Consider the following 26,140-nt stretch of genomic DNA (forward strand, 5'->3'; position numbering starts at 1 on the left):
CGAATAAATGCCTAGAGGTGGCTTATGCTCGAACAACTGAAACGCCCTTTCAAAAAACGCTACGATAAGGTCCGCTCTTATGCGGGGAACTTTGTCGGTCCTGTTAAGGAATCTGCGTCCAAGTTGTTCGCGATGTTCCCGAAGCTGGATGCCTTTGCTGGTTTAGAAGACCAGGCTGAACCTTCTGCTGATGGTGCCGTCGTTGAAGCCGAGGGTGCCGCAAAGCCTGGCCTGAAGGCAAGGCTCAAGGAATTCAAAGCCTCGCTCAAGGGACTCTCTGATTTTCAGAAGCTGATCCTCCTCACGATTGCGGTGGTACTCCCTGCGGGTATCTTTATTGCCGTGGTGCTTGCTGGTATTTTCCACAGACATAGAAAGTAATGCTTTCGTCTCGACTCCCCAAAGATCTGTCTCCATCGCCGTTCTTTGCTGAACTGGAACGCGCGAAGGCGTGCGCGAAAAAGGATGCTGCCGAGGGTGGTCTTTCGTTCATCGACATGACGGTTTCTTCGCCTGTGAAGGCGGGACTGCCGGTGGAGCTGGATGCCGCTGTCGATGAAGGCCGCGAGTCTTTTGGTTGCTGGAATCCGGACGCGGCTGGCTGGAAGTCGGCACGCGAAGCGGTGGTGGAGTATTACCGCGAACGCGGCGGAAACTTTACCGCGGGTCAGATTATTCTGACCGCAAGTACCAGCGAAGCTTACTCTGTTTTGTTCAAGACTTTCTGCGATCCTGGCGATGTAATTTTGACGCCGATGCCGGGATATCCGCTGCTTGATACGCTTGCTCAGTTGGAACATTTGGAATGCTCGCCTTATTTTCTGCAGCTGAAACGAGAGAAGTCTTCTTTTCGATTTGTGTTGGATTCCGACAGCTTGCTTGCTGCTCCGGAGAAAGCGAAAATCCTGCTGCTGGTTTCGCCGCATAACCCGACGGGCCATTGCGTATCCCGCGAAGAATGGAATGTGGCGGTCCGCTTCTGTGAAGACAACGACATGATTCTTGTGGTCGACGAAGTCTTCGGCGATTACGGCTTTTCGAACAAGGCCCAGCGCAGCTGGAAGTATGTATTAGGCGAGGAACAACTCTGGGATGCGGGCGGTAACGATCTCATCAATTTGCCGGAGAACGGCCCCAAGTGCCCGATATTCTGGCTGAATGGCTTAAGCAAGGCTGTCGGCTCGCCGCAACTCAAGCTCGGCTGGATGGCTTTCTATGCCCCGCGTGAACGCTTTGAAGAAATCCGCGCGGCTCTCGAATTTGTGGAAGACGCTTACTTGAGTGTGTCCGCTCCGGCGCAGGCGCTGGGTACGTCGCTGTTGCCCAAGGCCGCAGTCTACGAAGCACAAGTCAAGGAACGCTTGCTTGCAAATTGGCAGACGCTCCGCGAAGCTTTCCCGGCCAAGTATTGCCCCGAAGTTCTGGGCGGCTGGTATGCTGTCGTGCGCCTCGGCGAAGACGACGAGGAACTCACGCTTCGCTTGCTTAAGGAAAAACATGTACTGGTGCAGCCTGGATTCTTCTTCGATTTCGACGAAGACGGCTGGGTGGTGATTAGCTTGTTGCAAGAACCTGCGACTTTTAAGGAAGCGGTGCAGCGAATGAAAGAACTGCAATAGCAGTTTAGGGCTACAGGTGAGCCTTTAGCTTTTCGATAATTTCAGCTACATCGGTGAAGGCGCAGACGGGCAGGCTGATGGCGTGCTCCGAGGCCCACTCCGCTCCGGTCTGGTTTGCGGCCCATTCTTCTTCTGTCATCATCATTCCGCATACAGCGATGGGAACTTTAAAGCAGGGTTGCTCTTGCAGCGGGGCGGGGTAGTGGATGCAGTAGGGAATTTCGGCTGCTTTCAGCTTCTGAATAAAACTTTCGCGATTCTCGGCCAAAACCGTATACTGGGCGTAGGTGCACTTGCATCCGGTTTCGATTTTTTGCGGAACAATCTTTTGACCATCAGTGACGATGCAGTTGTATTCAGCGAAAAATTCGTCGTACTTGGCTGCATTTTGGCGCCTGACCACAAGTTCTTCGTCCAAGTGCTTGAGCTTGACTCTGAGAACCGCCGCCTGCAGTGCGTCGAGTCTGCTGTTCATACCGGCAATTTCGTGCTGGTAACGCCCGGCGCTCCCATGGTTTGCGATCATGCGGATCTTTTGGGCGAAGGCTTCGTTCGCGGTAAAGAGTGCGCCGCCGTCTCCGTAGCAGCCGAGTGGCTTGCTCGGGTAAAAGCTGGTAATGGCGATGTCTCCGAAGGTGCATGCCATCTGGCTGGTCCTGGCCCCGAATGCCTGGGCGCTGTCCTCGATAATCCAAAGCTTGTGTTTCGTTGCGATTTCGCGCAGTTCCTTGAAGGGGGCGCACTGGCCGAACAGGTTTACCGCAATAATGCCCTTGGTGCGCTTGCTGATCAGTTTTTTGACGCTTTTGGGGTCGATTTGCAGGGTTTCTCGGTCAATGTCGGCAAATTGGGGGATGCCGCCGAGAAGGGCGACGCATTCTGCGGGGGCGATAAAGGTAAAGTCGGGGACAATCACCTCGTCACCAGGGTGTAAATCCATGGTCATCAGGGCGATAGTGAGGGCGTCCGTGCCGCTGGCGCAGGTAATCGCGTGGGTGTTTTCGCCCAAATACTCCGAAAGTTCCTTTTCAAGTGCCTGTACCTGGGGGCCTCCTATGTAACAACCGCTATCCAACACCTCTCGTTCGGCTTTTTCGAGTTCAAAACGGTATTTTTCGCGTTGTGCAGTTAAATTTACAAAGGAAATCATGCGCCCAAAGATATAAATTTTTGCCCACCCCTTGAAAAATTTCCAATATTTACTAACTTTGAACCAACATTTTTAAGTAGGTTTTCACCCGGAGATAATAAGGTGCCTCAACACAAATCTTGCAAAAAGCGTCTGCTTCAGGCCGAAAAGGCCAATGCCATGAACCGTTCTACCCGTTCCGCTATCCGTACCGCCCTCAAGGCTGTCCGTAGCGCAACTTCTAAGGAAGAAGCCCTCAAGGCCATGCCGGCTCTGTTTAGCATGCTCGACAAGGCTGCTGCCAAGGGTCGTGCCGGTTTCTGCGCTAACCGCGTCGCTAACTACAAGGCCAAGGCCGCTAAGGTCGTTAACGGTCTCGCCTAATTAATCGCTAAGTCGATTTAGAGCGAATTTGAATAAGCCGATACACTGAGTGTGTCGGCTATTCGTGTATATTCATTTTTCTATATTTGTCTATGATGATGGATTCGATTAGGCTTTTTCTTGAAACTCGTTTTGGCGGAATCCTGGATCATTCCGTGATTCAGCGCCTGTTTATCGCGATGCTGCTTTTGGTGGCGGCGCGTCTTCTTTTGATTTTCTTGAAGTACGTCATTAGCCATGCTGAAAGTCGTGGGCTTGATTCTTCGGCCAAACCGCTGGTCTATTCGCTATTCTCGTACTGCATCTACATTGTTACTTTGTTGTTAGTGCTCCACGTGCTGGGCGTGAATACTGCTGGTATCGTGGCCTTGGTAGGTGCAGCGAGCTTGGCCGTCGGCCTCGCTCTGAAAGATGCCCTGGCAAACATTGCCTCAGGCTTGTTGCTGCTGTTCCTTCGCCCCTTTAAGGCTGGTGATTACATTGAATGCGGCAATATCAAGGGGAATATCATCGGAATCGGGCTCTTCAATACCACGCTCCGTACTTTGGATGGCCTCTACGTATCGTCCCCGAACACCTCTCTTTGGGGCCAGCCTATTGTGAATTTCAGTAAAAATCCGCTTCGCAGGCTCGAAATTACGGTCGGAATCGACTACGGGGACTCCCCGGAAAAGGCGCTTGACATTATGCGTGACGTAGTGGCCACTGAACCGCTCTTTATGCGTAAGCCGGAACCCCAGTTCTTTGTCTCGGGCCTCGAAGATAGCGCCGTGAATGTGACCTTTAGGGCCTGGACCCGTACGCAGGACTACTTCAACTTGCGCTGGAAGTATACGGCCGAGATTAAAAAGCGCTTTGCTGAAGAAAAAATTACGATTCCGTTCCCGCAGCGGGTTGTCCATTGGACAAATGCTCCGCAAATTTAAATTTTCGGACATATTCCGCCTTAGAATGTTAAAATCGCAGATTTTATGGTCTGCGATTTTATTTTTTTATTAGATTTAGGGACAGATATATCAAGGATGTGTAATGTCTTCGATAAACTTTGCTACACGAGAAATTAGTTGTAAAGTCGTTTACTACGGACCGGGCCTTAGTGGTAAGACCACCAATTTGCAGGTGATCCACCAGAAGATGCCCCAGGATAAGCGTACCGATATGGTGTCCCTTGCGACTGAAGGTGACCGTACGCTCTTTTTTGACTTTTTGCCGCTTAATTTAGGGGATATCAAGGGGTTCAAAACAAGGTTCCAGCTTTATACTGTTCCTGGTCAGGTCTATTATAACAGTACCCGTAAGCTTGTGCTTCGTGGTGTAGACGGCATTGTTTTTGTGGCGGACTCCCAGAGGTCCCGTCAGGCAGAAAACCTGGAAAGTTTGCAGAATTTGCGCCAGAACCTGCAGGATTACGGCATGGATCTGGATGATATGCCTTTTGTGCTTCAGTACAACAAGCGCGATATGGACAACGTGTTCACCCTTGATGAACTGAATGCCGAACTGAATCCGCGCAATGTGCCTTTCTTCCCGGCCACCGCCCACAACGGTAAGGGTGTGGTGACGACGCTTAAGACCATTGCCATGCTCGTGATTGAAAAGTTTAACGTGAAGCAGGGCTTCCTCCGCCAGGCAGCTGCCAATGTCGGTAATACCGGCGTGCACGATGTCTCGCTTACCAAGGAAGGTGTTTCGGTGAAGGCTTCCCAGCCCGCTGCCCCTGCAGCTCAGCCTGCGGCTCCCGCAGCAGCTCCCGCCCAGCCGGCCTCTCCGTTCCGTCGTATGCCGTCGTTTGCGGCAAAACCGCCTTCAGCGGCTCCTGCCCAGCCTTCGACTGCCGGCGCCGGTCTGTTCCAGAAAGGAGCGACTTCTTCGCCCTTTGGTCGTCCCCGCGCTGCCACCACGGTTCCGCGTATGCCGACTTTTGGCCGCGATGTAGCGAAACCCGCTGCCGATGCTGATGACGAAATTGAATTGCGTCCGTACGTACCTAAGAAGAAGTAATTTAACGAGGGTGCATAATGAGCGATTTTACCATTTATTCTGATGATGCCGCCAAGGTTCAGCGTTTAATGACTGCCTACCAGGCAAGCGTCAAGGCTGAATATATTGTTCTTTGCCATCGTGATGGATCGATTATTGCTGAAGTTGGTTCTTTAGGTATAGATGCAACTCCGCTTGCTGTGCTTAGCACGGCGTCTTTCGACTCCGCCCGTCAGGTGGGCCTGATGCTCGGTGGTGAAAATTTCCAGGCAGTATCTTTCACCGGTGAAAGCCGTTCCATCTACATTGCTCCTGTGGACCAGGCGCTCTTGTTGGTGCAGATTTTCCCGGGTTCCAAGCTTCCGAACCGCATCGAAGATTTCAACCGCCTGTTGGTCGAAAAGCTGGTCGATGCCGTGCCTGCATTTACGCAGAACACTAGCAGCCTGGTTCGTTAAACCTTTCATTTAGGACCGCCTCGTGACAAAGTTACCTCCGCTTCGCAACTTGCGGAAAACGACGATTGTCGTTATGGTGGTCTTTCTTGGCTTTTTGATTCACCGAATTGTGGTTGCCATGCATGGCGCCGAAACAATTTGGAATTCTGCCGATACGGAACTTTCCATGGCACAAAGCGTGGTCTGTAGCCATATTGTGAATGGATCTCCGTTCGGTGTCGACAGCGTGTTCGAAGAGGGCATGCGTCTTTATTATTACTCCACGGTTTCTTCGGCGTTGCAACTAGGGGATGACACCTTGATGCACATCTGGTTCAACGGTGCCGACACGGTGCAAAAGCTGGCCTGCGATATGACCCAGGACGTTTGCCTGACGACCATTGTGCCGAATCTTTTGAAACCGGGCGAGTGGAGTGTGGACTTGGTGGCGGGACGTAAACTGCTTTCGACCCGCCAGTTTATCGTAGAATCTAACGAAAGGTAGTTGGAATGTCCCGGCAGTTCTGGTTGGGACTTCTATTGCTTGCGGTATGCGCTTTCGGCATGGATATTGATTCCCTGCCGGTGTGGGATCCTTCCATTTTGGCCCGAGGGAATTCCTTTGATCAAAATGCGGATACCTCGGTTCGAAAAGATTCCCTTGAAACACACGGCTACAAGACGGTGCAGATTACCGTCGGCGATGGCGGTACCCAGGTGGATCAGGAACTCCGCCTTTCTATTATGGGGCGCCTCACGGATAGCGTGTACATTGACGCCTTGCTTTCTGACGTGGGGCGCCGTGCCGGAGACCAGACGACGGCGACTTTGCGTGAGGTGGACCAGATTTATTTTCGAGTGGAATCTCCGCATTACTTTTTGCATTTGGGCGACTTGACTTGGGTGGACTCTTCGATGGGTTTCACAGGAATGTCGCGAGCGTCCCTCGGTGCCATGGGCGGCGTACGTGGTGATTTCGGTGGCGGTTACGCACAGGTTCGCGGCGTTATCGGTACGGATGAAGTCCAGCATTTTACGAGAACGTTTAACGGTGTAAGTGGTCAGCAGCTGGGCTATTCGCTTGATGGTTACGGTAGCTTTATCGCGGTGGTGCCGCAGTCCGAAACGGTGTGGCTGAATGGGGTGCGCCTCACGCGGGGCCGTGATTATTTGGTGAATTACGCCGGTGGTATGCTGGATTTCAAGGGGGCTGTTCTCCCGAGCTTTGACGATGAAATTCGCGTGGAATATGACGCCTACGAAAACGACAACATCTACATGCTCAAGGGTGCGGCGGCAAGTTACAGACATCCGAACTTGTACCTGGATGTTTCTGGCTTTAGGCTTGAAAACGATGTAGACCGCCTTAAGCGCGGCGTATGGACCGATGATGATTATGCCTTGCTTAAGGCGGATCGTGGTGATGAATTTGTTCGTGATGATACTTTGCCTCCGCTGCATAGGCCCGACCGTACGGAGCGTATGAATGCCCGTATCCGTACGCAGTATAATCGGCAGCTTTATACTGATTTTGAGATGGCCTTTAACCGTACGGACACAAATATTGTGTCGAGCCATGTCGATGGCTCGTCGGGCAAGGCTTTCCGCTGGTTCGTGACGACGGATTCCACCCGTGATTTGACGCATTTTCCGCTGGCCATGTCCGTTTACGGAAACCGCGTGGAAGAGGGCTATGACATTTTGAAATATCCGGGCTCTGATTTGGACTGGAATCTTTACGGTCTGCGCGATAGCTGGGACTTGGCGTATACAGATACTTCTTTTTTGAACGATGACTTGCTGCATGATGAATTCACCTTGCGGGCGCGATTTGCAAAGGAATGGTTTGGAAGTGCACAATGGGGCTATCGCCGCAATGCCGATGAAGACTGGAATTCTTCTCGCGTAGAAATGGGCTTGCAGCACAGGAACCGCAATGCTATGGGAAATCTGGCATTGATTCGCGTGGCCAGTGTGCAGGAACAAGAAATGGAACGCTACCAGGGAACCTTGAATGGCGAATACCTACAGGGAATGGTGCGCCCGTTTGGTGCAGGCGATTTGCGGTACACAAGAATTGATGCCTTGGATTCCGACGTTCACGACGAAGTGGTTTACGGCAAATCTTCGAGCGGATTGGGAATTTATTTTAATCATGGCGAAATCCGTGAAAGCATGGGCGGGCGAATGGCAAAGCGTCGCGGCGATACCTACGGTGATGAATGGGCGGATTCCTTGTGGGCTTCTACTTGGGTGCAAGAGGCAAATTACAACAGCCGCTACTTTACGCTGTCGCACTTGTTGCAATACGAACGCATGCGCACAGATTCCTCGGAAAGCGAAAACAGTTGGCTGGGCAATTTGAATTCCCGCTTTGGCGGCGAGGAATTAGGCTGGCAGGGCAACGTTTCTTATAGATTGGGCCTGACGGAAGAACAAATCTATACGGCGGTCTACAAGGCGGTGGCGCCTGGAACGGGCGACGTGCGTTACGACAGCTTGACTTCTAGCTATATCGAGGGCGTGGACAATGGCGACTTCGTTTACGAGGGTATGGGCCGTAACGATTCCGTAGGTGCGGTGCTTTCTTCGGATGCCGCTTTTGATATCGAAATCCGCTTTAATCCGGGGCTTGTCTTTGGTGTGCGAGATGGTTTCTTGCGCGATGTGACCTTGGGCGGTTCTTATGAAGGCGAAGGTAGTGATACGACGGGCAAAAAAATCTACTTCCCGCCGGTGACAACGTCTCAGTTGCACGACATGACCTCGGGCCGCATGGCGGTGGAAGGCCTTGTGGATTGGCAACACCCTTCGGGTGTGTCGTTAGCTTATAAGCCGGGAGCCTCTTTTGATAAAAAGCTTTCTTCGATTTCATATTACGAAACGTCGTACTCGCATGAATTCGAGGCTGGCTACCGCATTAATTTGGACCATTTTGTGGGCGCCACTTTGCTGATTCAGGAAAATGAACTTTCGGCCATGCAGGAATGGAACTGGGATATTTACGACGGAACACTCCGTTATCGCTTCGACTTTTTGCAAGGCTTTTATGTACAGCCTCTAGGACGTTATCGTACCGGTGAAGGCTCCGATGGTTCCGGCCGCGAAGAAGGTGAATTTGAATCGAACCTTTGGGAGGGCGCTTTGCGTCTGGGCTACAGTCGTTTGAAAAAAGTGGAGTCGTACGCTAATTTCTCTGTGGTGCAGGTGGATAGTGACGGCGATATTATTCCTTACCAGGTGATGAACGGCTATAGCGATGGCCGTACGTATCGTTTTGAATTTTCGCTCTCGGTCGATTTGAATGACTTCTTGTCGATGGGTTGCAGTTACATTTTGCGGTTTGGCGATGCCGAAGAAAATATCTTCCAGAAGCTTAGCACCGAAGCGAGGGCGTACTTCTGATGTGGTTTAAGTGTCATCCTGAGCGCAGCGTAGCGAAGTCGAAGGATCTTTTGTTGATTCTAGTTTCTTTGCTTCTGCTTTGTGCGCATGCGTTTGCTGCAGATTGCCGTATTACATCGGTGCAGTGGCAGAGTGAACATGAGCCTTACGAAGAAACGCAGGTGCAGGCGTTGGTGGGTAAGTCTTGCGAAAGTTGGCCGCTTACGCGCGAACGTATTTTAGACTATTATGAAAATCGGGGGTTTCTTGCGGCGCACCTTGAGGGCTCGGTCGATTCTGCGGGAGTTCTTTCCCTGAAATTCAGCCGAGGTTCTGCTTGGGTGTGGGCAGATCCTGAAAATATGGATTCTTCGGGAAGTAAACTTGAGGTTTTCCGCAAGCAGACGGGTATTGTCGCCGGTGATCTTGTTTCGCCGCAAGATTTGGAACGCTCCGATATGAAGCTAGCGCGCCTTGGTTACTATAACCGCACGGCTCCGGTGCAAATGTTCCGTGACCCGGTGCGCAACCGCATTATTCCGGTGTATCATATGCAGGCGGCAGCCGTTTCCGAGGCGTACGCGCTTTTGACTTATTCCAGCGAAACCGATGTGTGGGAGGGAAACGTGAATGTGGCGCTCTACAACATTCTCGGAACCGCCCGTGACTTGCAAATCGAAGGTTATACAGGCGACGAAGCTCGCAGACTAGAAGGCTCGTACAAGGAACCGTGGATTTTTGGTACCGAATGGAATGTGATTGCCCGCGGTTACTTCGACGAAGATTCGTCGACTCGTGACGCCTACGGCGAACTCGGCATTTCGCGCGACATCGGCTTTGATTTTGCCGTGGGCGTGTTCCTCGGCGTTGGTAGCAACCGCAAAACTTCAACGTTTGAACTCTCTTATGTGTCGCTTGACCGCTTCGTGTTGCCGCGCTCGGGTACGCGCTTCGATGGCTCTGTTGTGTGGAATATGGATCGTCCCGATTCCTTGGATAATTACCTGAAGGCCTCGGCTAAATTCTCACGATATTTGCCGCTTTATGGCAATTGGATTACGCGCTTTAGCGGTGCCGCCGGTGGAATCTTCCCGACGGATGCGGACTTGGACCGTTTTGATTATTTCGCGCTGGGCGGCATGGATAGCTTCAAGGGCATGGATGTTCGCTTTATGCGAACTCGCGCCTACGGGTATTCCGAATTCGCGCTCCTGTGGCAAGACGGCTACGACTTGAGCATTGAGGCGTTCTACCAGCCGGGACTTTACCGTGCGTTTGTGCCGGATCATGGCTGGAAACGGGAACACGATTACGGTGTCGCCTTTACGCAGTATCGTGGCAACTGGAGCGTGAACCTGTACTACGCCCTCCGCAACGGCGAGAATTACCTCGACGGCATTATAGGTTTCGGACTAAAAACTTTATTTTAGGTGTGAGCTATGAGCTGCGAGGTCGGTCGCCTCCGGCTCCCTTTGAGTCAAAGTTTGGCAGCGCAGCTGCGATTATATAAGCTCAAAGGCACATTGTGCCGTCCTCATACCACAGAGTGCCTCTGGCACGAGCTCATTGCTAAATAGGAGTTTTGCTTTTCTCTCCAGCAATTTCCCTGACGAGTTTCGGCACGAGGTAGCCGGGCAACTTGGTGCGAATTTCTGCAATCAGCTTGCGAGCTTCGTCATCGCTCACTTCAAAGTGGGCAACCCCATTCGCATGGTCCAGCTGGTGCAAGTAGTAGGGGAGCACGCCCTGTTCAAAAAGTTTGCGGCATAAAGCGTTGAGCTTGGCGGCGTCATCGCTGATACCCCGCAGCAACACGCTCTGGTTCAAGAGCGTCCAACCGCTAAAGCGCAGTTGTGCAAAAACGGTTGCGGATTCTTCGTCAAGTTCGTCGGCGTGGTCCACATGTGACACCAGTACGCAGCTAAACCTTGCCGGCAGTTCGCGCAACAGTTCAAAATGCTGCATCACCAGGTCCGGGTGCATCACGGGGAGGCGCGTGTGGATGCGGAGTGTGGTGACCGAGGGGTGCATCGCAATCGCTTCAATCAGTTCGCGGAAGGCGCCGGGACCGAGAGTCAGCGGGTCGCCGCCCGAAAGAATCACTTCCCAAACGTCGGTGTGGGTATTGAGCCAGTGGCTCACCTGGCGTGCAACGTCGGGTGTGTTTTGGAAAGGGTAGTTCTTGCGGAAACAGAAGCGGCAACGGGCACCGCAGGTGGCGGTCGAGACAATCAAGGCGCGTTGGTCGTATTTCTGAATCACGCAGTCGGATTTCCCGGCCGGTAAATCGCCCACGGGGTCGTCTACAAATCCATCGACCTTCTTGAGTTCGTCTTTGGTCGGCAAAATTTCGCACAACAGGGCGGCGGGGTCGTTTGCCTTCTTGATCAGGTCGGCATAATGCCTAGAACAAAGGAACGGAAACTTCGGATTCAGGTCAAGATTGGCAAGTGCGGTCGTTTTGGCAATAGTTGTCGCCAAATCGGATCCCAAATAGTCCAAAAAGTCAGGGATTTGCGTAAAAACGGTAACGGGGCTTTCCATTATATTGCTAAATTTAGAATCAAAATCAACAAGAGGATAATATGGGTACTGTAAGCACCAACGAATTCCGCAAGAAACTTAAAATCATGGTTGATGGTCAGCCGTACGAAATCATTGAAAACCAGTTCGTGAAGCCGGGTAAGGGTCAGGCCTTTAACCGCGTTCGCATCAAGAACTTGGTGACTGGCCGCACCCTCGAACGCACCTGGAAGAGTGGCGATACGGTTGAAGAAGCCGACGTGACCTTCACTGAAATGACTTACCTCTACAACGACGGTTCTACCTGGTACTTCCTGAACAACGAAACTCAGGAAACCGAAGAAATCGCTAAGGAAGCCCTCAATGGCTGCGAAGTTTGGCTCCTCGATGGCGCTACTGTCGAAGTCACTTGGTGGAAGGACCCGAAGACTCAGGCAACGCTTCCGATCGAAGTGATTCCGCCTACCTTCGTTGACCTCATGATCATCGACGCTCCTCCGGCAGTCCAGGGCAACACCAGCGGTAACGTGATGCGTGAATGCACCGTCGAAACCGGCGCTAAGGTGATGATCCCGCTCTTCATCGAAAACAACACCAAGATCCGCGTGGATACCCGCGACGGTTCTTACCTCGAAAGAGCTAAGTAAGCTTTAAAAAGATTTCAGAAATGCTCCTGGCTTCGGCTGGGAGCTTTCTTTGTTTGTAGGGGAGGGGTACCCCGCAATGCCCCGGTATTGTTGAATAAATTTATAGATTTAAAGGCGAAAATCTTTACAAGGGGGTTGTTATATGGTTCTAAAGAAATTGGCTAATGTATTAGTAACGACTGCGGCAATCGCTTGCCTGCTATTCCTTGTCGCCTGCGATGACGATGGCAGTTCTTCCCCTGTCACCCCGAGCGACAATGACGTGTCCAGTAGTAGCATTGATTCGGCGAAGTCCTCTTCCAGCGTTAAGAAAGAATCTAGTAGTAGCGTTGCCACGGCAAATTCTTCCTCGAGTGCAGTCGAAGAGTCCAGCAGTAGCATTGACTCAGCGAAATCTTCCTCTTCTGTCACTCAGAGTTCTTCGTCCTCTGATATAAGCGTCGTTGAAGAGTCCAGCAGTAGCATTGCCTTGGAAAATTCCTCATCCTCTCTCATGAGTTCTTCCTCCGTCATTCCGAGCAGTAGTGGGGAATCCAGTAGCAGCGCTGGAGAGGCTGCTTCTAGCAGCTCATCTGTTGAATTGAATTGTTCTGCTCTTTTAGAGGATGAGTTTGGCTGGGATTGGAATATTCCTAAGGAGTGTCGCTTTAACCCGAATATAACCTACGGCACCATGACGGACAGCCGCGACAAGAAGGTGTACAAGACCATAAAGATTGGTGGCCAGACCTGGATGGCGGAGAACCTGAATTACTTTGACAAAACCCTTAATGATCGCAGTTGGTGTTTCGGAGCTTCGGATAGTACCACTACGGCAAATTGTGCCGTGGCAGGTCGCCTTTACACCTGGTCGGCGGCAATCGATTCGGCCAAACTTTATAATGATAAGTCTATAGATTGCGGTCACCGCAAGACCTGTACTTTGCCCGATACAGTGTATGGTGTTTGCCCGCCGGGCTGGCACTTGCCGACACGAGCTGAATGGGACGCCTTGATTACTGAAGTGGGCGGGTCAGATGCCGGTAAAGTTCTCAAGTCGCAGACGGGCTGGTTCGATAATTACGGTGGTACGGATGACGTGGGCTTTACCGGGCTCCCTGTTGGCATAAGGAACTACGATGGTGACGCCTTCGACGACGATGCCTTCGAAACCCGCTTCTGGAGTGCTACTGAGTACAGCAGCTACGGCGCGTACTACATGGATTTGTTCACCAGCGATGATGCGTCCGTGAACACTGGCAACAAGCACTACGGGTTCTCTGTTCGCTGTCTCCAGAACTAGCTGTTAACGCGAAATAATTAGCGCAAAGAATTTCTGAAGACCCGGGCGACTTCGTCGGGGTCTTCGCTTTTTAGCCAGCTGAGAGTTTCGGTGCCGCGGTAGCTCCAGCCGAAAATGTTGTCGATGCCGGCCTTGCGGCTTTCTTCGACGGCGATAGCGAGATCATTTTCGCGGCCCGCTTCAATCTGGTATGCCTTGATCCACATCTGCACGGCCTTGCCGTACTTGGTGGCGACATCCACAAGCTTCTTGGCGGTTTCGGCGTATTTTTCGCGGACCCATTCTTCGGTCGCTCCCTTTTCCCAGTACGGGTCAGATGCGACTTCGTCGACGCTTTCGAGGCTTGCCACGCGGCCCCAGTCGTCGAGGCCTGCGGGGAACCACGGCGGAAGCATGCACACGCAGTTGCGCTTGCCGCGGGCGTGAACATCTTCTGTCATTTCTTTCAGAAAATCAATGAGCGAATCCTCACGGAATATTTTCACGTCTTCGGTGAGTTCGGTGGGCATGTTGTACCCGAATTGCTTGCGGAACTTGGCCTGGCATTTTTCACAACGACAACTCCAGTTGCTAAGGCCGCCCTTCTCGAAATAGAAATGCGGCTCGTCCCAGAAAATCGTGCTCACCTTCGTAGCGCAAACAGATTCAATCCACTTGTGCATGTAAGCGCGGAATTCCGGATGGTTCGGGCAGGCGGCTACCTTGGGCTTGCCGTCGAGTGCCACCTGGCATAAGTCATGGTTCCTTGCGGTGAGTTCCGAATAAGCCTCGCCGCCAAACACGCGGCCGACACCCCACGGATTCACGTAGACTGTCAGACCGAGCTCTGCAGACTGGTCCACGATATCCTTCATGGTGCCGTAGTAATATTGTTCGTCTTCTTCGCTCCAAGTGTGGAGAACCGCGTTAAAACCGGCCGCCTTGATGTCTTGCATATCGGCAAGAACATGCTTGGGCGAACGCACGCCAAAATAACTTACGCCTTTAATCATGCGTAGAATTTAGTATTTAGAGAGAGCTAGTTGTTTGCCCATTGGGGCGATCCGCTCTTGAGCAACACCTGTTCGAGCGTGCTATACCATTCGTCTTCACTCACGGGTTTGCGGACCCAGTAATAATTTTCGTCGCACTGGGGGAGCGGCATGTTGTCGGGCACCAGTTCCACGATCCACGATTCAGGAATACCATCGTGCAGGAGCTTGCTGAACTTGAGGTTCTGTTCGTGCGGGCGATCTGCGTGGTCGAGAATGATAAGTGCGGGGGACTGTCCGATAATCAGGGCCGATTCCAGGAGGTTCGTTGCGTCTTCGATTGAATTGCAAGTGTACATGGTGGAATCTTCTGCCAAATCGCCGTGCTCCAAAAGCCAACGGAATGTCCATTGACTGAGGCGGTCTAAGCTACCGGGGGAGGACGGAGCGATGAAGAAAATGTGTCCCATGGCCTAAAAGATAGGTAATTCTCCCAAATTGTGGATAGATTTTTTCGCCTTTTTCAAAAAATATTTTTTGTCCAAAAGAAACACTCTACTTATCAACAATTTACTACCAAACTGTTAATTTCGATTTTTTTTAAAAGCTCAAGCGGGAATATTTGTGAATAAAAAAGTGGCTCCTGCGAGTCATATTTTTTATTATACTTCCTACCATCTACTTCATACTGTCTACTAAATCATGTTTCCTAACCTAGGCGAATTCAATTTTATTCAGGCCCTTTTGAAGGGCTCCGCCGACTTTAAAAAAGAACCTCCCGTAACAAGAGGATGGCTCGGCGTGGGCGACGATTGTGCTCAATTTGACGGTTGGCTCGTGACCAAGGATTTGTCGGTCGAAAACACGCATTTCAGGTTGGATTGGTCAACGCCGGAACAGGCGGTCGAAAAGCATATCGTTTCAAACGTGTCCGATATTTCTGCCATGGGTGGAATCCCGCGCTTTGCGGTTCTCGGGCTTTGCATCAATAAGAACTGGTCCCTAGAAACCCGTACCCGCGTGCAGACCGCGATTTCACAGGGTTTTGCCAAGCGTGGCATCGCGCTGATTGGCGGTGACACGGTCGTGGGCGATGTGGGAATGTTTTCGACAACGCTCTTGGGCTTGCTTGAAAATGAAAATTCGAAACCGCTGTTGCGCTCGGCGGTAAAACCGGGCGATAAGTTGTACGTGAACGGGACGCTTGGTAAATCGGATGCGGGTCTTTGGCTGTTGATGAACCACCCTGAAGCCAAGGATGAATTCCCGACGCTGGTGGAATACCACCTGTCGCCCAAGATTTGCGAACGGGCGGGGGCGGAACTTTTGCGCTTGGGGGCCTTTGGGGCGTGCATGGACATTAGTGACGGGCTTTCGTCGGAACTGAACCATTTGGCTCTATCTTCGAATGTGAGTTTGCAAATTGACGAGCAAAAACTCCCGATTGACCCCGAAGTTTTGCGATTGTGCGCAAAATATGGCCAAAATCCCCTAAATTTTGCATTAAATGGCGGAGAAGAATACGAACTTCTATTTGCAAATTCTAGCCCAAAAAGTATATTTATGAAAAATACCCAATTGGGCGAGGTGTGCGAAATTGGATATGCTGCGGAAAAATCCGTTGGCGACCCAGTGAACATGCTTTGCAAAAATGGAGAAAAAATGCCCGTTCAACCGCGGGCGTGGTCGCATTTATGATAAATAGCAATAAGATGAACTTGGGCCAGCTTCTGCTTCGTCAAGGCGTATTGGACGAAGACCAGTTGGCGCATGCCATGGCCGAACACAAGCGTACCGGTCTTATGCTCAGTAAGATCCTGGTGCGCTTGGGAATGGTGAGCGAAGAAACGCTGACGAACATTCTCGGTTCGCAAATGCAGTCCTCGACCAAGATGCGTATCGGTGAGATGCTCCTTGCTCAGGGTTACATTACCCAGGAGCAGTTGGACAAGGCTCTAGAAACGCAGAAGACTTCGGGCAAGCGTCTAGGGCGTACCCTGGTGGACTTGGGCTTCATGCCCGAGGAACGCTTGATCGAAATTCTTTCGAGACAGTTCGAAGTTCCGTACGTAAAGCTTGAAAACTTCAATATTGACCCGGAAGCCTATACCTTCTTGCCCGAAGACATGTGTAAGCAGTACAAGGTGCTTCCCTTGTTCGTGCAGAAGGGCGAAGACGACCGCCGCCAGGTCCGTTCCGTGATGACCATTGCCATGACGGACCCCACGAACATGCGCACGATCAGCATCGTGAAGTTCAAGGTCCGTATGGATGTCGACATCGTGATGGCTTCCGAAGCCGACGTGATGAAGGCGATTGAACGCGTCTTTGCGGGTCACAGTGATAGTGGCAACGAAGAATCTCTTGCTGAACTTATTGGAGAATCTAAAGAAGGCGAAGAACTGGAAACCGTGGAACGCGGTCAGGGCAACAGCGACGAACCTGAACTTTCTGACGAAGAAGGCCGCGCTGTGGTGAAAATCGTGACCACGTTGATCCACGAAGCCATTGCCCGTAAGGCATCTGATATTCACCTGGAACCGCAGGAAACGTTCCTTAAGCTGCGTTACCGTATTGACGGTGACCTGCAGGTGATGTCCCCGATTCCGGCACGTTTGATGCCGCAGATTCTTTCGCGTATTAAGCTCCTTTCGAAGATGGATATTGCTGAAAAGCGTAAACCCTTGGATGGTCGTTTTACCGTGCGTTACAAGGGTTCCGAAGTTGACCTTCGTGTGAGCTCGTTCCCGATTTCTCTGCGTAAGCGCGGCGTTTGCGAAAAAATCGTTATGCGTATTTTGAACCCGAATTCCGGTCAGTTCCCGCTGAAGGATATGGGTTTTGACCCGCGCGTGCTCAAGCAGTTTATTGATGCGATTAATGCTCCTAACGGTATTGTGCTGGTGACCGGTCCTACCGGTTCCGGTAAGTCTACCACGCTTTATGCTTCTATTCGAGAAATTTTGGATTCCACGATTAACATCTCTACGATGGAAGACCCGGTGGAATTGAATATTGATGGTGTGAACCAAGGTCAGATCAACAACGCCGCAGGCTTTACCTTTGCGGCGGGCATTCGCGCCCTGCTGCGTCAGGACCCGGATGTGATTATGATCGGTGAAATGCGTGACCAAGAAACTTCGTCCATGGCTATTGAAGCTGCTTTAACGGGTCACTTGGTCTTCAGTACGCTCCATACCAACGACGCCGCCGGTGCATTCCCGCGTTTGCTCGAAATGGGTCTGGAACCGTTCCTTGTGTCTACCGCTATCAAGGGTGTGCTGGCACAGCGTCTTGTGCGCCGCATCTGTAAGTATTGTAAGGAACCTGTTGAAATTTCGCAGGCCATGCGTGACGAATTCCACTTGAGCCCCGACATGCAGTTCTACCACGGCAAGGGTTGCGACAAGTGTGAAGGCTCGGGCTACAAGGGCCGTTGCGGTATTTACGAATTCCTGGTGCCGAACGAAACGGTGCGTAACCTGATTATCAAGCGTTCTTCGGGCGACGTGATTAAGCGTGCTGCCATGCAGGAATGCGGCATGATTACGCTGCGTATGGATGGTATCCAGAAGGCTCTCGACGGTCACACGACGCTTGAACAGGCTATCGGTGCTTCTACGTCGGATGATTAGTTTGCTGATTTATGCAAAACGGGTGTTCCAATTTTGGAACACCCGTTTTTTGTTGATGCTTATTTGACTATTAGAAGCCGAGCATTACGCCGACGGACGGAACGATGCTAAAGTTTCCTGAATCGTCATCGGAATAGGTTTCGGAAAGGGTGAAGTCGCCCTTTTCATAATTGACGGAGCTGCTTGATTCGGAAGCGGCAATCCATCTGGCACTGAGGCTTGCATATATGCCGGCATGGTCAGAAACTTTCTTGAAGGCCAAGGCTTCGATGCCTCCGATATAACCACCGACGGTTTGGCTAAAGTATTTTTTGACTTTGCCGAGATCCTTGTGGTCGAATTCCTTCTTGTCGCTTTCAAATCTTGCCTTTTCGTAACCAAAAGTGGCGAGTAAGGATAAGCTAATTGGTTCGTTAACACCGAAGGTGTAACCGATGCCGAAATTGAATAGGGAATAGCTACCGCTTTGCCATTCATCGTCAGAATCATCAAACTTGAGATCGTTGGAAACAGCTCCGTTTTCGTCTACGTTTAATGCGACCGTGAGACCGGTACGAGTCATTCCGATGTAGTTGATGTTGAGACCGTAACCGATAACGTCAAAGTGTCTATCGTTGATATTGTATCTAGAAACCGGGACTGCAAAGCCGAGGCCAAGCATGCTAAACCATTTCTTCTCGGCTGGGGCTGCTTGCGGTGTTGCTTCGGGGGCTTCGGCGACAGCCGGTTCTTGTTCGGATGCTGTTGCGACGACGGCAGAGGCTTCTTGTGCAAATGCGGCAGAGCCGAGTAATAGTGCTGCAGTCAAAAAGACATGCATTTTTTTCATTTTATTTTCTCCTGATAGGTCTATAATTTGATGTATGCAAATGTAGTTAAAATGTCTTGAAAATGTATGAAATCTTCAAACGGCTTTCAGTTGTGGAAATTTTTGCTATATTGCACATCTGTGTATTAAAAGGGACCCCCATGGCGAATATTGTAGATAATGCTGTTTTAGATAGAGAATTGAACCCGGAACAGGCCGCGGCGGCTAAAAAGATTGATGGACCGATGCTGATTTTGGCGGGTGCCGGTTCGGGAAAAACGCGTTGCATTACCTATAAGATTGCTCACCTTGTTTCGCAGTATAACGTGGAACCGGACCGCATTCTGGCGGTGACCTTTACGAACAAGGCCGCTCGCGAAATGAAGTCGCGTATCCAGAAGTTGCTTGCGACCAACATGAATTTTGCCTGGATGGGAACGTTCCATTCCGTGTGCTTGCGCCTTTTGAAGCTTTGCCTTTCCAAGCAGTCCGTGCTTGATGCTTTGGGAGGCAAGTGGTACGACGGCAATTTCTCGATTTACGATGATGACGACCAGAAAAGGCTCCTGAAAGAAATTATGAAGGAGCAGGTGGGCGATAACTTTGAACCCTCCGAAGTCAAGAAAATGCATGGGGCGATTTCAAAGTACAAGAACACGATTTTGTATCGTGGAAAAGCCGCTCAGCTGCAGACTCCCGATGTCGCGCAGGATTTGGCGAACTTTCCGGATGAAGTCCTTCGTGCGAAAATCTATGCTGAATACCAGAAGCGCCTCAAGGAATCTAATGCCATGGACTTTGATGACCTGTTGTTCAACACGGTCTACATGCTGCAAAAAATTCCCAATTTGGCTTCGCAGCTGGCACAACGTTTTCGTTATGTGGTGGTGGACGAATATCAGGACACGAACGACGTTCAGTATGAACTCTTGAAGTTGCTTATCAACGAAAACAAGAACGTGACGGTGGTGGGTGACGATGACCAGAGTATTTACGGCTGGCGTGGCGCTAATATCAAGATTATCCGTAACTTTCATCGCGACTTTGCTCCGGTGACGATTGTCAAGCTCGAACGCAACTACCGCTCCACGGCCAACATCGTGAAGGGCGCTGGTTCTGTGATTGCGCACAATATTCGCCCGCAAGAAATGCAGAAGAACGTATTCTCTAAAGAAGACGCTGGCGAACTCATTCATGTGCGCCACTTTATGGATGACCGCTCCGAAGCATCTACCATTGCAGACACGATTGCAAAGGCTGGTGAAGATTTCTACGCCAAGACGGCTGTGTTCTACCGCACCAACGCGCAGTCCCGCGCCTTGGAAAAGGCGCTGAATGACCGCCGTATACCGTCGGTCATTTTTGGCGGCATGCGATTCTGGGACCGTAAAGAAATCAAGGATGTGCTCGCATACTTGCGCCTGCTCGCTAACGAAAAAGACGATGCCGCCTACCTGCGCGTGATTAACACGCCTCCGCGTGCAATCGGCAAGACTACCGTTGAAAACATTCTCGAACGTGAACGCAACGGTGAAGGCTCCTTCTGGGACAACTTGCTCGCCGAAGTCAACAGCGGAAGCCGCTCGGCGATTAAGCTCAAGGGCTTTACGGACTTGGTGCAGAGCTGGAAGGCTTTGCTTGCCGCAGGCGAAACACCGCTCCCGATTTTGGCTGAAAAGATTATTACCGATGTGGGATATAAGGAATTCCTGCGCAAAGAAGACGAACTCACCGCAGACGAACGCATCGGTAACTTGGATGAAATGGTGAACGCCATCCGCGAATTTGACGAAGAACATCCGGGTGCAACGCTCGATGCCTTCTTGCAGGATATTTCGCTTTTGACCGATGCCGACAAGAAGGTGGACAATTCCAAGGGCCAGGTGACGCTCATGACGATTCACATGGCGAAGGGCTTGGAATTCAACACTGTGCATATCGCCGGCTGCGACGAAGAAATCTTCCCGCTCATTCGTGCGTCGTCTACCATGTCCGGCGCCGAGATGAACGAGCAGATGGAAGAAGAACGCCGCCTGTTCTACGTGGGCTGTACCCGCGCCGAAAAGAAGTTGTACCTGTACCACGCGGAACGTCGCTTCTTCCAGGGCAACATTCGTCCGTTCGCTCCGTCCAGGTTCCTTAAGGAATTGGATCCGTCGGTAGTCGACTTTACGCCTTGCACTGATTTCGGCTTTGGCGGTAACGACTTCAATCAGGATTTCGGCGGCTCGTCGGGTTTCTCGCGTCCGCCGCGTCCGAACATTCCGTCTTACCCGCGTAGGCCTTCGGGTAGTTTCGGTGGTAGTTCTTCGCGCCCGAATAATTTCGGTTCGCACGGGTTCAGCCGTCCTTCGATTCCGAACTCCGTCAAGAAGAATGACAAGCACATCGTTTACCGCAACCCGGTGAAGGTGGCCGCCCCTGTCAAGCCGGCAGAACCTTCGGGACCGCGCGTCGTCTACGATGAATTCAGCGAGAATCCGTACCATCCGGGTGTACGTGTGCGCCATATGAAATATGGCGTTGGTACTATTGTGAAGTGCTACGGTACTGGCGATAATGCCCGTGTGGACGTGCGTTTTGGTAACGATCCGACCATTCGTACGATTATTTTGAAGTATGCGGCGCTGCAAATAGTGGGCTAAGGCGCATTTAGCAACTCTGAGTTGCTTTTTCGTCGAAATTATTTGCTATTTTGTTGCCGTAAGAAAAGAGGTTTTATGCTCGAACGTGAAGAAGTTTTGAAACTCGCGAAGCTTTCTAGGCTTGAAGTCGCCGAAGAAGATATCGAATCCGTGAAGGGTCACTTGGACAAGATGCTCAACCACCTTGAAGCTCTCAAGGCTTTGAACCTTTCCGACGTGGAACCGATGACCGCTGTCGAAAACGGCGCCACGATTCTCCGCGAAGACGTGCCCGTGCAGGGATTCTCGCTCGAAAAGGCCTTCATGAATGCTCCGGCAGTGGAAAATGACCACTTCGCCATTCCGAAGGTGATCGGCGGCTAATCTTTAGCCCATGACTGTTCATTGCATAGTGCCTGCCCGCATGGGTTCAAGCCGATTTCCGGGCAAACCCTTGATCAAGATCGCAGGCAAAGAAATGATAGTGCGCACCCTAGAGCGTGCGCTTTTGGCCGAATGTTTTGACCGCATTGTGTGCGCGACCGATTCCGAAGAAATTGCAGACGTGGTTTCTCGGGCGGGTTTTGAATTTATTTTGACTCCGGATGCCGCTACCGGTTCTGACCGAGTCGCCTTTGCGGCGCGGGCCTTGAATTTGGACCTGGTGGTGAACTTGCAGGGGGACGAACCCTTGGTGGAACCTTCTGTGTTGTGCGATGTGGCATCGGCCCTCGAAAAGCACCCTGATGAATGGGTGACGGTCGCGTGCCCCTTGAATCCTGCCGAGGCGGAACTCAAGACGGTGGTCAAGGTTTTGGTGAAAGACGATTACGCGGTGGACTTTACCCGGTCGGTAGCGAATGAGGACGCTGCCCGCTGGTTCCAGCACCAGGGAATCTACGCTTATTCCAGGGTGTGCCGCGATGAATTTTCGTCTTTGCCACAGACTGAAGTTGAAAAGGAACGCTCCTTGGAGCAGATGCGTATTCTGGGCAAACGCCCCATTCGCATTGTCCAGAGCAAGTACTCTTCGATTTCGGTGGATGTCCCTTCAGACGTGAATGCGGTGGAGGTGGCGCTTAAAAAGCCCTTTGGTCGAGGATAACCAACGGAGGTTATCCTATGAATGCACCTGAAAAAAACGTAGTCCGATTGGCACTATGCCTTTTGGTCATTGGAATCATTGTCCGGGTTCTCCCGTGGGGACTCCCGTCGATCGAGAGCTTTGAGGTGGGCGAGTCATTCTTCGTGGCGAACGAAGCCCCCATGGCAGCGAGTCGGGACTCCGTTGCCGTAGATAGTCTGCAAATGTCAAAAAGTGACAATAGATTTGAAGGCGAACCGAAAAAAGAGCGAAAATCGGCCAAAAAAGTGAACCTTCCGGTACATATCAATTCGGCTTCGATCGATGAACTTTGTGCCCTAAATGGGGTCGGTCCGAAGCTTGCCGAGAAGATTTTGGCCACCAGAAATGCCCTCGGACCCTTCAAAACCCCCGAAGATTTGCAAAAAGTGCCTGGAATTGGCAAGAAAAAAATGGAAAAGCTCCTTTTAGGGGTAATTTTTGATTAGTTTTAGAGTGTAGTTTTTTTCATAAGTCGTTGATAATATGAGTGATACGAAGATTTACATGGGTATAGAAACGGGGGACGCTTCTCTGAAAGTCGCCCTTTTGGACGCGGCTGAACGCCGTGTTTTGAAGACGGCAGTCCTCGAAACGGAAACTGCTCCCCTTGACGATGTCTATGCTTTTGAAACCGTCCTCCAAGGATGGATGGATTTCAACCAGATTGAATCCGTCGATGCCGTTTCGGTGGCGATTCCCGCATTTAGATCGATTGTTCGCCAAATCTTTGTTCCGGCCGAAGCTACAAAGAATGTCGATGACTATGTAAAGTGGTACGTTTCGCTGATTACCAATGCCGATGCCAATGCGTATATAATTGATTACAAAATCATGAGTGGCGACCCGGAACTCGGCTACACGATTATGCTGATTGCCGTCCGCGAACAGTGGGTCGATAATTTACGTAAAGGCTTCCGTAACAAGATGTTAGCTCCTAAGGCCATGGACGTGGACGTGCTTTCGCTCATGAACCTGATGGACTTTGCCGAAAATGTGTCCGAACTGACATGTATAGTCAAGGCTGACTATGCTGGTGTGACCTTGCTTTGGCTTACCAAGGACAACCTGCATGCGCTCCGCTGCGTGTCCACGCTTTCTTTGGTGAACAACACCAAGGAAGAAGCTTACCAGATTTTGGCTAGGGAAATTGCCGAACAAATCTCTATTGCCCAGCAGGAAAATGCCTCTGTTTCGACCAAGGCGATTCGTCTGTGCGGTGAAATGGCTAGCGATATGCTGTTTGTGGAAGATGTTCGTGCAAAGCTTTCCGACTACCAGCTTAGCTTGATGGATTCTTTCTCTAACTTGAGGCTCCCGATCGAAGAAGAAGATTCTGCTGCCGTGCTTTCTTGCGCAGGTGCTATCGGTGCTGCCTTGAATGTGATGGAGGGTGTATGATTCATTTGAACTTGATTGACGCCGCCGAACGCTTGGTCGAAGTCGAAAATGTGGCTCCGGTCAACGAGACTAGCGTCAAGGAACTGCAGAAGAAGTCTCGCAAGAAGGCTTTGACGGTTCTTGTGGCGGCTCTGTTTGTGTTTGTTGCATTCAGCTGCTTCTTGAGTGTTGCGGGTGTTCCGCAGCCGTTGCAGGGCTTGTTGCCGCCTCCTTATTTGGAATTGATTGGTGCCGAAGACCCGACTCGTTCGGCTCTTGCGATCGGTGCCGGACAGCGCACCTCCGCCGGTGGTTCGCTCGAAGCGGAAGCCGCCGCTGCTGCTGCTTTGATCCGTCAGCGTGAAAACGTGACGGTGAAGCAGGTGGTGGGCGAAATCAATCCGCAGGCTCTGTTCAACAACAAGCGTACGGACTACAGCAGCTACCTGCCGCTCGAAAAGATTTCGTACCAGAAGGCCTCTGTCGGTCAGTTCTTGACATTCTTGAATACCGCAACGCCTGACGATGTGGGCTTCTCGGATTGTATCTTCCAGGCTCCGAACTACTTCTACGTGCGTGGTGTTGCCGCCAATCCGGTGTCCCAGAAGTCCTTCTTGGATCGCTTGCGCGCCGTGAGTGCGGACTTCAGAACTCCGCCGCTGCCTGAAAATGCTCCGGCAACGGACATTACCGCTTTCGGTATGTTCAACGTGAACAACGTAAATTTGAATGCCGTTTCGTCTTTTGTTCCGACTTCCGAAGTGAATGGCGAAATCAAGTCGATGAAGGCTTTGGCTGCCACTCAGAAGGTGCAGTTCAGTGGACTTGAAAAGCCCGTGATTGAAGAATACGGTGTCTACAAGCGCTACACTATTAAGGCTACGACTACGGCTGACTTTGCCGAGCTGAATGCCTTTGTGACGGCCTTTGTGGGATCGCCTTCTCGCATCGGTATTCGTAACATCGAAATGAAACTTGCCAAGAAGGATATGTTCACCACGATCCTTTTTGAAATGTTCGTTATCAAGCAATAGTCCCGATGCCTATTCGCATTACTGGCGGACTCATGCGGGGTAGGAATGTTCCTTCCCCGGATACTTCCAAGACAAGACCGACTGCTTCCCGTACCAGGGAAGCTCTCTTCAACATTTTGCAAGGTGTTGAAAATTTCCGCGTACTGGATTTGTTTGCGGGCACGGGCATTATGGGAATCGAAGCGTTGAGCCGCGGTGCAGCTAGCGTCGTGGCTGTTGAAATGGCGCATGCCCAGGCTAGACTCGTGTTGCAGGCGTACAAGGCTTTGTCTCTGGAATCGAAACTTAATTTGTTAGAAAAGAACGCCCTAACGCTTGACAAGGAAACTTTGTGCGCCAGCGAATGCTTTGACTTGATTTATGCGGACCCTCCGTTCAAGGATATGGATTATCCTGATTTGCGCCCTTATTGGGAATGGCTGAATCCAGGTGGTGTCGCTGTGTTCGAAGCTCCGAGTCGCAATTTGCCCGCTTGGGTCAAGGATGCCGACGAGGCTGGCAAGGTGCAAGTCCGCCGCTACGGCGAATCCTCGCTGGTGATCTATAGAAAGTAGACGGTAGGAAGTAGACAGTTTTTCTTGAATATAACTTCGTACTTCCTACTTCTCACTTCCTACTTTTCTAAATTGTAAGCATGAAGAAAATCGCCGTTTTCGCCGGGTCGTTCGATCCGTTTACCTTAGGTCACCTCGATATCGTGAAGCGCGCCTCTGCGCTGTTCGATGAATTGTGGGTGGTCATCTTCGAGAATACTTCTAAGAAGTATATGTACGATGAAGGAACTCGAATGCAGATGATTCAGAAAGCGGTCAAAGGCTTGAAGAATGTGAAGGTGGACTGTGCTGCAGGGCTTACGGTCGACTATATGAAAATGGTGAAGGCGACGTACCTGGTGCGCGGAATCCGTGGCGCTGCCGACGTGGAATACGAACAGTCCATTGCCTGGAACAACAAGGTGCTTTACCCTGAATGCGAAACGATCTTCTTGTCCAGCTCTCCGGAACATTTGAATGTCTCCAGTACCGTAGTTCGCGAACTCTTGAAAGTGGGCGTTGCAAAGGGTGCCAACGGGAAAAAAATACTCGCTAAATATGTCCCCGCTACAGAAATCCCTTTACTAACCACCAACCACTAACCACTGTCTACTTCCTACTTCCTACTTCCTACTAACCATGAGACC

25 protein-coding genes and 1 pseudogene are annotated in these 26,140 nt (G+C 51.2%); 21 read left to right on the plus strand and 5 right to left on the minus strand.

The features are described 5' to 3' along the window. The first annotated feature begins 24 nt into the window (after window positions 1-24). Together BUA40_RS01055 and BUA40_RS01060 are read left to right on the plus strand one after the other, a co-directional pair. Window positions 25-381, plus strand: a complete 357-nt coding sequence (locus tag BUA40_RS01055) for a hypothetical protein (protein ID WP_072797399.1) — start codon at window positions 25-27, stop codon at window positions 379-381. Next, entirely contained in the window at window positions 381-1,619 is a 1,239-nt protein-coding gene (locus BUA40_RS01060) for a pyridoxal phosphate-dependent aminotransferase (RefSeq protein ID WP_072797401.1), read from the plus strand. Before BUA40_RS01055 ends, BUA40_RS01060 begins: the two co-directional genes overlap by 1 nt. 10 nt (window positions 1,620-1,629) lie before the next feature. On the opposite strand, the gene BUA40_RS01065 is transcribed toward BUA40_RS01060, so the two are convergent. Continuing rightward, window positions 1,630-2,769, minus strand: coding sequence for a DegT/DnrJ/EryC1/StrS family aminotransferase (locus tag BUA40_RS01065; RefSeq protein WP_072797403.1), 1,140 nt, complete (start codon window positions 2,767-2,769; stop codon window positions 1,630-1,632). A 102-nt stretch (window positions 2,770-2,871) separates the two neighbouring features. Here BUA40_RS01065 and rpsT point away from each other — a divergent pair, with 102 nt between their 5' ends. The 7 genes and pseudogenes from rpsT (at window position 2,872) to BUA40_RS01100 (ending at window position 10,363) form a co-directional block, all read left to right on the plus strand. Further along, on the plus strand, window positions 2,872-3,132 hold the full coding sequence (rpsT, locus tag BUA40_RS01070) for a 30S ribosomal protein S20 (RefSeq protein ID WP_072797405.1): 261 nt from the start codon (window positions 2,872-2,874) through the stop codon (window positions 3,130-3,132). A 92-nt stretch (window positions 3,133-3,224) separates the two neighbouring features. After that, window positions 3,225-4,058 (plus strand): mechanosensitive ion channel family protein, encoded by an 834-nt coding sequence (locus tag BUA40_RS01075; protein WP_255369155.1) that lies wholly within the window; start codon window positions 3,225-3,227, stop codon window positions 4,056-4,058. A 103-nt stretch (window positions 4,059-4,161) separates the two neighbouring features. Further along, window positions 4,162-4,725: pseudogene (locus tag BUA40_RS14875) on the plus strand (ATP/GTP-binding protein); the annotation flags it as partial. A 425-nt stretch (window positions 4,726-5,150) separates the two neighbouring features. Next, window positions 5,151-5,570, plus strand: coding sequence for a roadblock/LC7 domain-containing protein (locus BUA40_RS01085; RefSeq protein ID WP_072797408.1), 420 nt, complete (start codon window positions 5,151-5,153; stop codon window positions 5,568-5,570). A gap of 22 nt (window positions 5,571-5,592) precedes the next feature. Next, window positions 5,593-6,054, plus strand: coding sequence for a hypothetical protein (locus BUA40_RS01090; protein ID WP_255369148.1), 462 nt, complete (start codon window positions 5,593-5,595; stop codon window positions 6,052-6,054). A gap of 5 nt (window positions 6,055-6,059) precedes the next feature. Beyond that, a complete protein-coding gene (locus tag BUA40_RS01095) occupies window positions 6,060-8,954 on the plus strand; it encodes a hypothetical protein (RefSeq protein WP_072797410.1) in 2,895 nt (964 codons plus the stop codon). Further along, window positions 8,954-10,363 (plus strand): BamA/TamA family outer membrane protein, encoded by a 1,410-nt coding sequence (locus BUA40_RS01100; protein ID WP_072797411.1) that lies wholly within the window; start codon window positions 8,954-8,956, stop codon window positions 10,361-10,363. Before BUA40_RS01095 ends, BUA40_RS01100 begins: the two co-directional genes overlap by 1 nt. A gap of 139 nt (window positions 10,364-10,502) precedes the next feature. Here BUA40_RS01100 and BUA40_RS01105 read toward each other — a convergent pair whose 3' ends face one another. Next, window positions 10,503-11,477 carry a KamA family radical SAM protein gene (locus tag BUA40_RS01105; protein ID WP_072797412.1) on the minus strand — a complete coding sequence of 325 codons (975 nt, stop codon included), beginning with the start codon at window positions 11,475-11,477 and terminating at the stop codon, window positions 10,503-10,505. 41 nt (window positions 11,478-11,518) lie between these two features. Here BUA40_RS01105 and efp point away from each other — a divergent pair, with 41 nt between their 5' ends. Further along, window positions 11,519-12,103 carry an elongation factor P gene (gene efp / locus BUA40_RS01110; RefSeq protein ID WP_072797414.1) on the plus strand — a complete coding sequence of 195 codons (585 nt, stop codon included), beginning with the start codon at window positions 11,519-11,521 and terminating at the stop codon, window positions 12,101-12,103. A 142-nt stretch (window positions 12,104-12,245) separates the two neighbouring features. Then, window positions 12,246-13,385: a fibrobacter succinogenes major paralogous domain-containing protein gene (locus BUA40_RS01115; RefSeq protein WP_072797417.1), complete on the plus strand. Its 1,140-nt coding sequence runs from the start codon at window positions 12,246-12,248 to the stop codon at window positions 13,383-13,385. 17 nt (window positions 13,386-13,402) lie between these two features. Here BUA40_RS01115 and BUA40_RS01120 read toward each other — a convergent pair whose 3' ends face one another. Then, window positions 13,403-14,377 carry a hypothetical protein gene (locus BUA40_RS01120; protein WP_072797419.1) on the minus strand — a complete coding sequence of 325 codons (975 nt, stop codon included), beginning with the start codon at window positions 14,375-14,377 and terminating at the stop codon, window positions 13,403-13,405. 26 nt (window positions 14,378-14,403) lie between these two features. Beyond that, window positions 14,404-14,826: a hypothetical protein gene (locus BUA40_RS01125; protein WP_072797422.1), complete on the minus strand. Its 423-nt coding sequence runs from the start codon at window positions 14,824-14,826 to the stop codon at window positions 14,404-14,406. Between the two features lie 232 nt (window positions 14,827-15,058). Between BUA40_RS01125 and thiL the strand changes: the two genes are divergently transcribed. Both thiL and BUA40_RS01135 read left to right on the plus strand, forming a co-directional pair. Further along, window positions 15,059-16,054, plus strand: coding sequence for a thiamine-phosphate kinase (gene thiL / locus BUA40_RS01130; RefSeq protein ID WP_255369149.1), 996 nt, complete (start codon window positions 15,059-15,061; stop codon window positions 16,052-16,054). Next, window positions 16,051-17,991 carry a GspE/PulE family protein gene (locus tag BUA40_RS01135; protein ID WP_255369150.1) on the plus strand — a complete coding sequence of 647 codons (1,941 nt, stop codon included), beginning with the start codon at window positions 16,051-16,053 and terminating at the stop codon, window positions 17,989-17,991. Before thiL ends, BUA40_RS01135 begins: the two co-directional genes overlap by 4 nt. 70 nt (window positions 17,992-18,061) lie before the next feature. Here BUA40_RS01135 and BUA40_RS01140 read toward each other — a convergent pair whose 3' ends face one another. Further along, window positions 18,062-18,820 carry a hypothetical protein gene (locus BUA40_RS01140; RefSeq protein ID WP_072797426.1) on the minus strand — a complete coding sequence of 253 codons (759 nt, stop codon included), beginning with the start codon at window positions 18,818-18,820 and terminating at the stop codon, window positions 18,062-18,064. Between the two features lie 140 nt (window positions 18,821-18,960). On the opposite strand from BUA40_RS01140, the gene BUA40_RS01145 reads away from it, so the two are divergent. The 8 genes from BUA40_RS01145 (at window position 18,961) to coaD (ending at window position 26,095) form a co-directional block, all read left to right on the plus strand. Then, window positions 18,961-21,444, plus strand: coding sequence for an ATP-dependent helicase (locus BUA40_RS01145; protein WP_072797428.1), 2,484 nt, complete (start codon window positions 18,961-18,963; stop codon window positions 21,442-21,444). 75 nt (window positions 21,445-21,519) lie between these two features. Further along, window positions 21,520-21,807 (plus strand): Asp-tRNA(Asn)/Glu-tRNA(Gln) amidotransferase subunit GatC, encoded by a 288-nt coding sequence (gatC, locus tag BUA40_RS01150; RefSeq protein WP_072797429.1) that lies wholly within the window; start codon window positions 21,520-21,522, stop codon window positions 21,805-21,807. A gap of 10 nt (window positions 21,808-21,817) precedes the next feature. Beyond that, window positions 21,818-22,528 (plus strand): 3-deoxy-manno-octulosonate cytidylyltransferase, encoded by a 711-nt coding sequence (locus BUA40_RS01155; RefSeq protein ID WP_072797430.1) that lies wholly within the window; start codon window positions 21,818-21,820, stop codon window positions 22,526-22,528. Window positions 22,529-22,545: 17 nt separating this feature from the next. Further along, on the plus strand, window positions 22,546-22,995 hold the full coding sequence (locus tag BUA40_RS01160) for a ComEA family DNA-binding protein (RefSeq protein WP_072797431.1): 450 nt from the start codon (window positions 22,546-22,548) through the stop codon (window positions 22,993-22,995). Window positions 22,996-23,032: 37 nt separating this feature from the next. Beyond that, window positions 23,033-23,947, plus strand: a complete 915-nt coding sequence (locus BUA40_RS01165; protein WP_072797432.1) for a type IV pilus biogenesis protein PilM — start codon at window positions 23,033-23,035, stop codon at window positions 23,945-23,947. After that, a complete protein-coding gene (locus BUA40_RS01170; RefSeq protein ID WP_072797433.1) occupies window positions 23,944-24,960 on the plus strand; it encodes a hypothetical protein in 1,017 nt (338 codons plus the stop codon). The genes BUA40_RS01165 and BUA40_RS01170 overlap by 4 nt, the downstream gene beginning before the upstream one ends. 5 nt (window positions 24,961-24,965) lie before the next feature. After that, complete coding sequence (gene rsmD / locus BUA40_RS01175; RefSeq protein ID WP_072797434.1) at window positions 24,966-25,514, plus strand: 16S rRNA (guanine(966)-N(2))-methyltransferase RsmD; 549 nt, start codon at window positions 24,966-24,968, stop codon at window positions 25,512-25,514. Between the two features lie 80 nt (window positions 25,515-25,594). Beyond that, on the plus strand, window positions 25,595-26,095 hold the full coding sequence (gene coaD, locus BUA40_RS01180) for a pantetheine-phosphate adenylyltransferase (protein WP_072797435.1): 501 nt from the start codon (window positions 25,595-25,597) through the stop codon (window positions 26,093-26,095). Window positions 26,096-26,140: the final 45 nt, after the last annotated feature.

The sequence above is a fragment of the Fibrobacter sp. UWT2 genome, from assembly GCF_900142545.1.
Lineage (GTDB): Bacteria > Fibrobacterota > Fibrobacteria > Fibrobacterales > Fibrobacteraceae > Fibrobacter.

Bases quoted from the DNA above. Each gene is read 5' to 3' on its own strand.
- coaD (WP_072797435.1), top strand. From the start codon at position 25,595: ATGAAGAAAATCGCCGTTTTCGCCGGGTCGTTCGATCCGTTTACCTTA.
- BUA40_RS01120 (WP_072797419.1), bottom strand. From the start codon at position 14,377: ATGATTAAAGGCGTAAGTTATTTTGGCGTGCGTTCGCCCAAGCATGTT.
- BUA40_RS01060 (WP_072797401.1), top strand. From the start codon at position 381: ATGCTTTCGTCTCGACTCCCCAAAGATCTGTCTCCATCGCCGTTCTTT.
- BUA40_RS01170 (WP_072797433.1), top strand. From the start codon at position 23,944: ATGATTCATTTGAACTTGATTGACGCCGCCGAACGCTTGGTCGAAGTC.
- BUA40_RS01165 (WP_072797432.1), top strand. From the start codon at position 23,033: ATGAGTGATACGAAGATTTACATGGGTATAGAAACGGGGGACGCTTCT.
- BUA40_RS01100 (WP_072797411.1), top strand. From the start codon at position 8,954: ATGTGGTTTAAGTGTCATCCTGAGCGCAGCGTAGCGAAGTCGAAGGAT.
- BUA40_RS01055 (WP_072797399.1), top strand. From the start codon at position 25: ATGCTCGAACAACTGAAACGCCCTTTCAAAAAACGCTACGATAAGGTC.
- BUA40_RS01160 (WP_072797431.1), top strand. From the start codon at position 22,546: ATGAATGCACCTGAAAAAAACGTAGTCCGATTGGCACTATGCCTTTTG.
- BUA40_RS01135 (WP_255369150.1), top strand. From the start codon at position 16,051: ATGATAAATAGCAATAAGATGAACTTGGGCCAGCTTCTGCTTCGTCAA.
- BUA40_RS01140 (WP_072797426.1), bottom strand. From the start codon at position 18,820: ATGAAAAAAATGCATGTCTTTTTGACTGCAGCACTATTACTCGGCTCT.
- BUA40_RS01155 (WP_072797430.1), top strand. From the start codon at position 21,818: ATGACTGTTCATTGCATAGTGCCTGCCCGCATGGGTTCAAGCCGATTT.
- BUA40_RS01145 (WP_072797428.1), top strand. From the start codon at position 18,961: ATGGCGAATATTGTAGATAATGCTGTTTTAGATAGAGAATTGAACCCG.
- BUA40_RS01085 (WP_072797408.1), top strand. From the start codon at position 5,151: ATGAGCGATTTTACCATTTATTCTGATGATGCCGCCAAGGTTCAGCGT.
- BUA40_RS01065 (WP_072797403.1), bottom strand. From the start codon at position 2,769: ATGATTTCCTTTGTAAATTTAACTGCACAACGCGAAAAATACCGTTTT.
- BUA40_RS01125 (WP_072797422.1), bottom strand. From the start codon at position 14,826: ATGGGACACATTTTCTTCATCGCTCCGTCCTCCCCCGGTAGCTTAGAC.
- efp (WP_072797414.1), top strand. From the start codon at position 11,519: ATGGGTACTGTAAGCACCAACGAATTCCGCAAGAAACTTAAAATCATG.
- thiL (WP_255369149.1), top strand. From the start codon at position 15,059: ATGTTTCCTAACCTAGGCGAATTCAATTTTATTCAGGCCCTTTTGAAG.
- rsmD (WP_072797434.1), top strand. From the start codon at position 24,966: ATGCCTATTCGCATTACTGGCGGACTCATGCGGGGTAGGAATGTTCCT.
- gatC (WP_072797429.1), top strand. From the start codon at position 21,520: ATGCTCGAACGTGAAGAAGTTTTGAAACTCGCGAAGCTTTCTAGGCTT.
- BUA40_RS01105 (WP_072797412.1), bottom strand. From the start codon at position 11,477: ATGGAAAGCCCCGTTACCGTTTTTACGCAAATCCCTGACTTTTTGGAC.
- BUA40_RS01115 (WP_072797417.1), top strand. From the start codon at position 12,246: ATGGTTCTAAAGAAATTGGCTAATGTATTAGTAACGACTGCGGCAATC.
- BUA40_RS01095 (WP_072797410.1), top strand. From the start codon at position 6,060: ATGTCCCGGCAGTTCTGGTTGGGACTTCTATTGCTTGCGGTATGCGCT.
- BUA40_RS01075 (WP_255369155.1), top strand. From the start codon at position 3,225: ATGATGATGGATTCGATTAGGCTTTTTCTTGAAACTCGTTTTGGCGGA.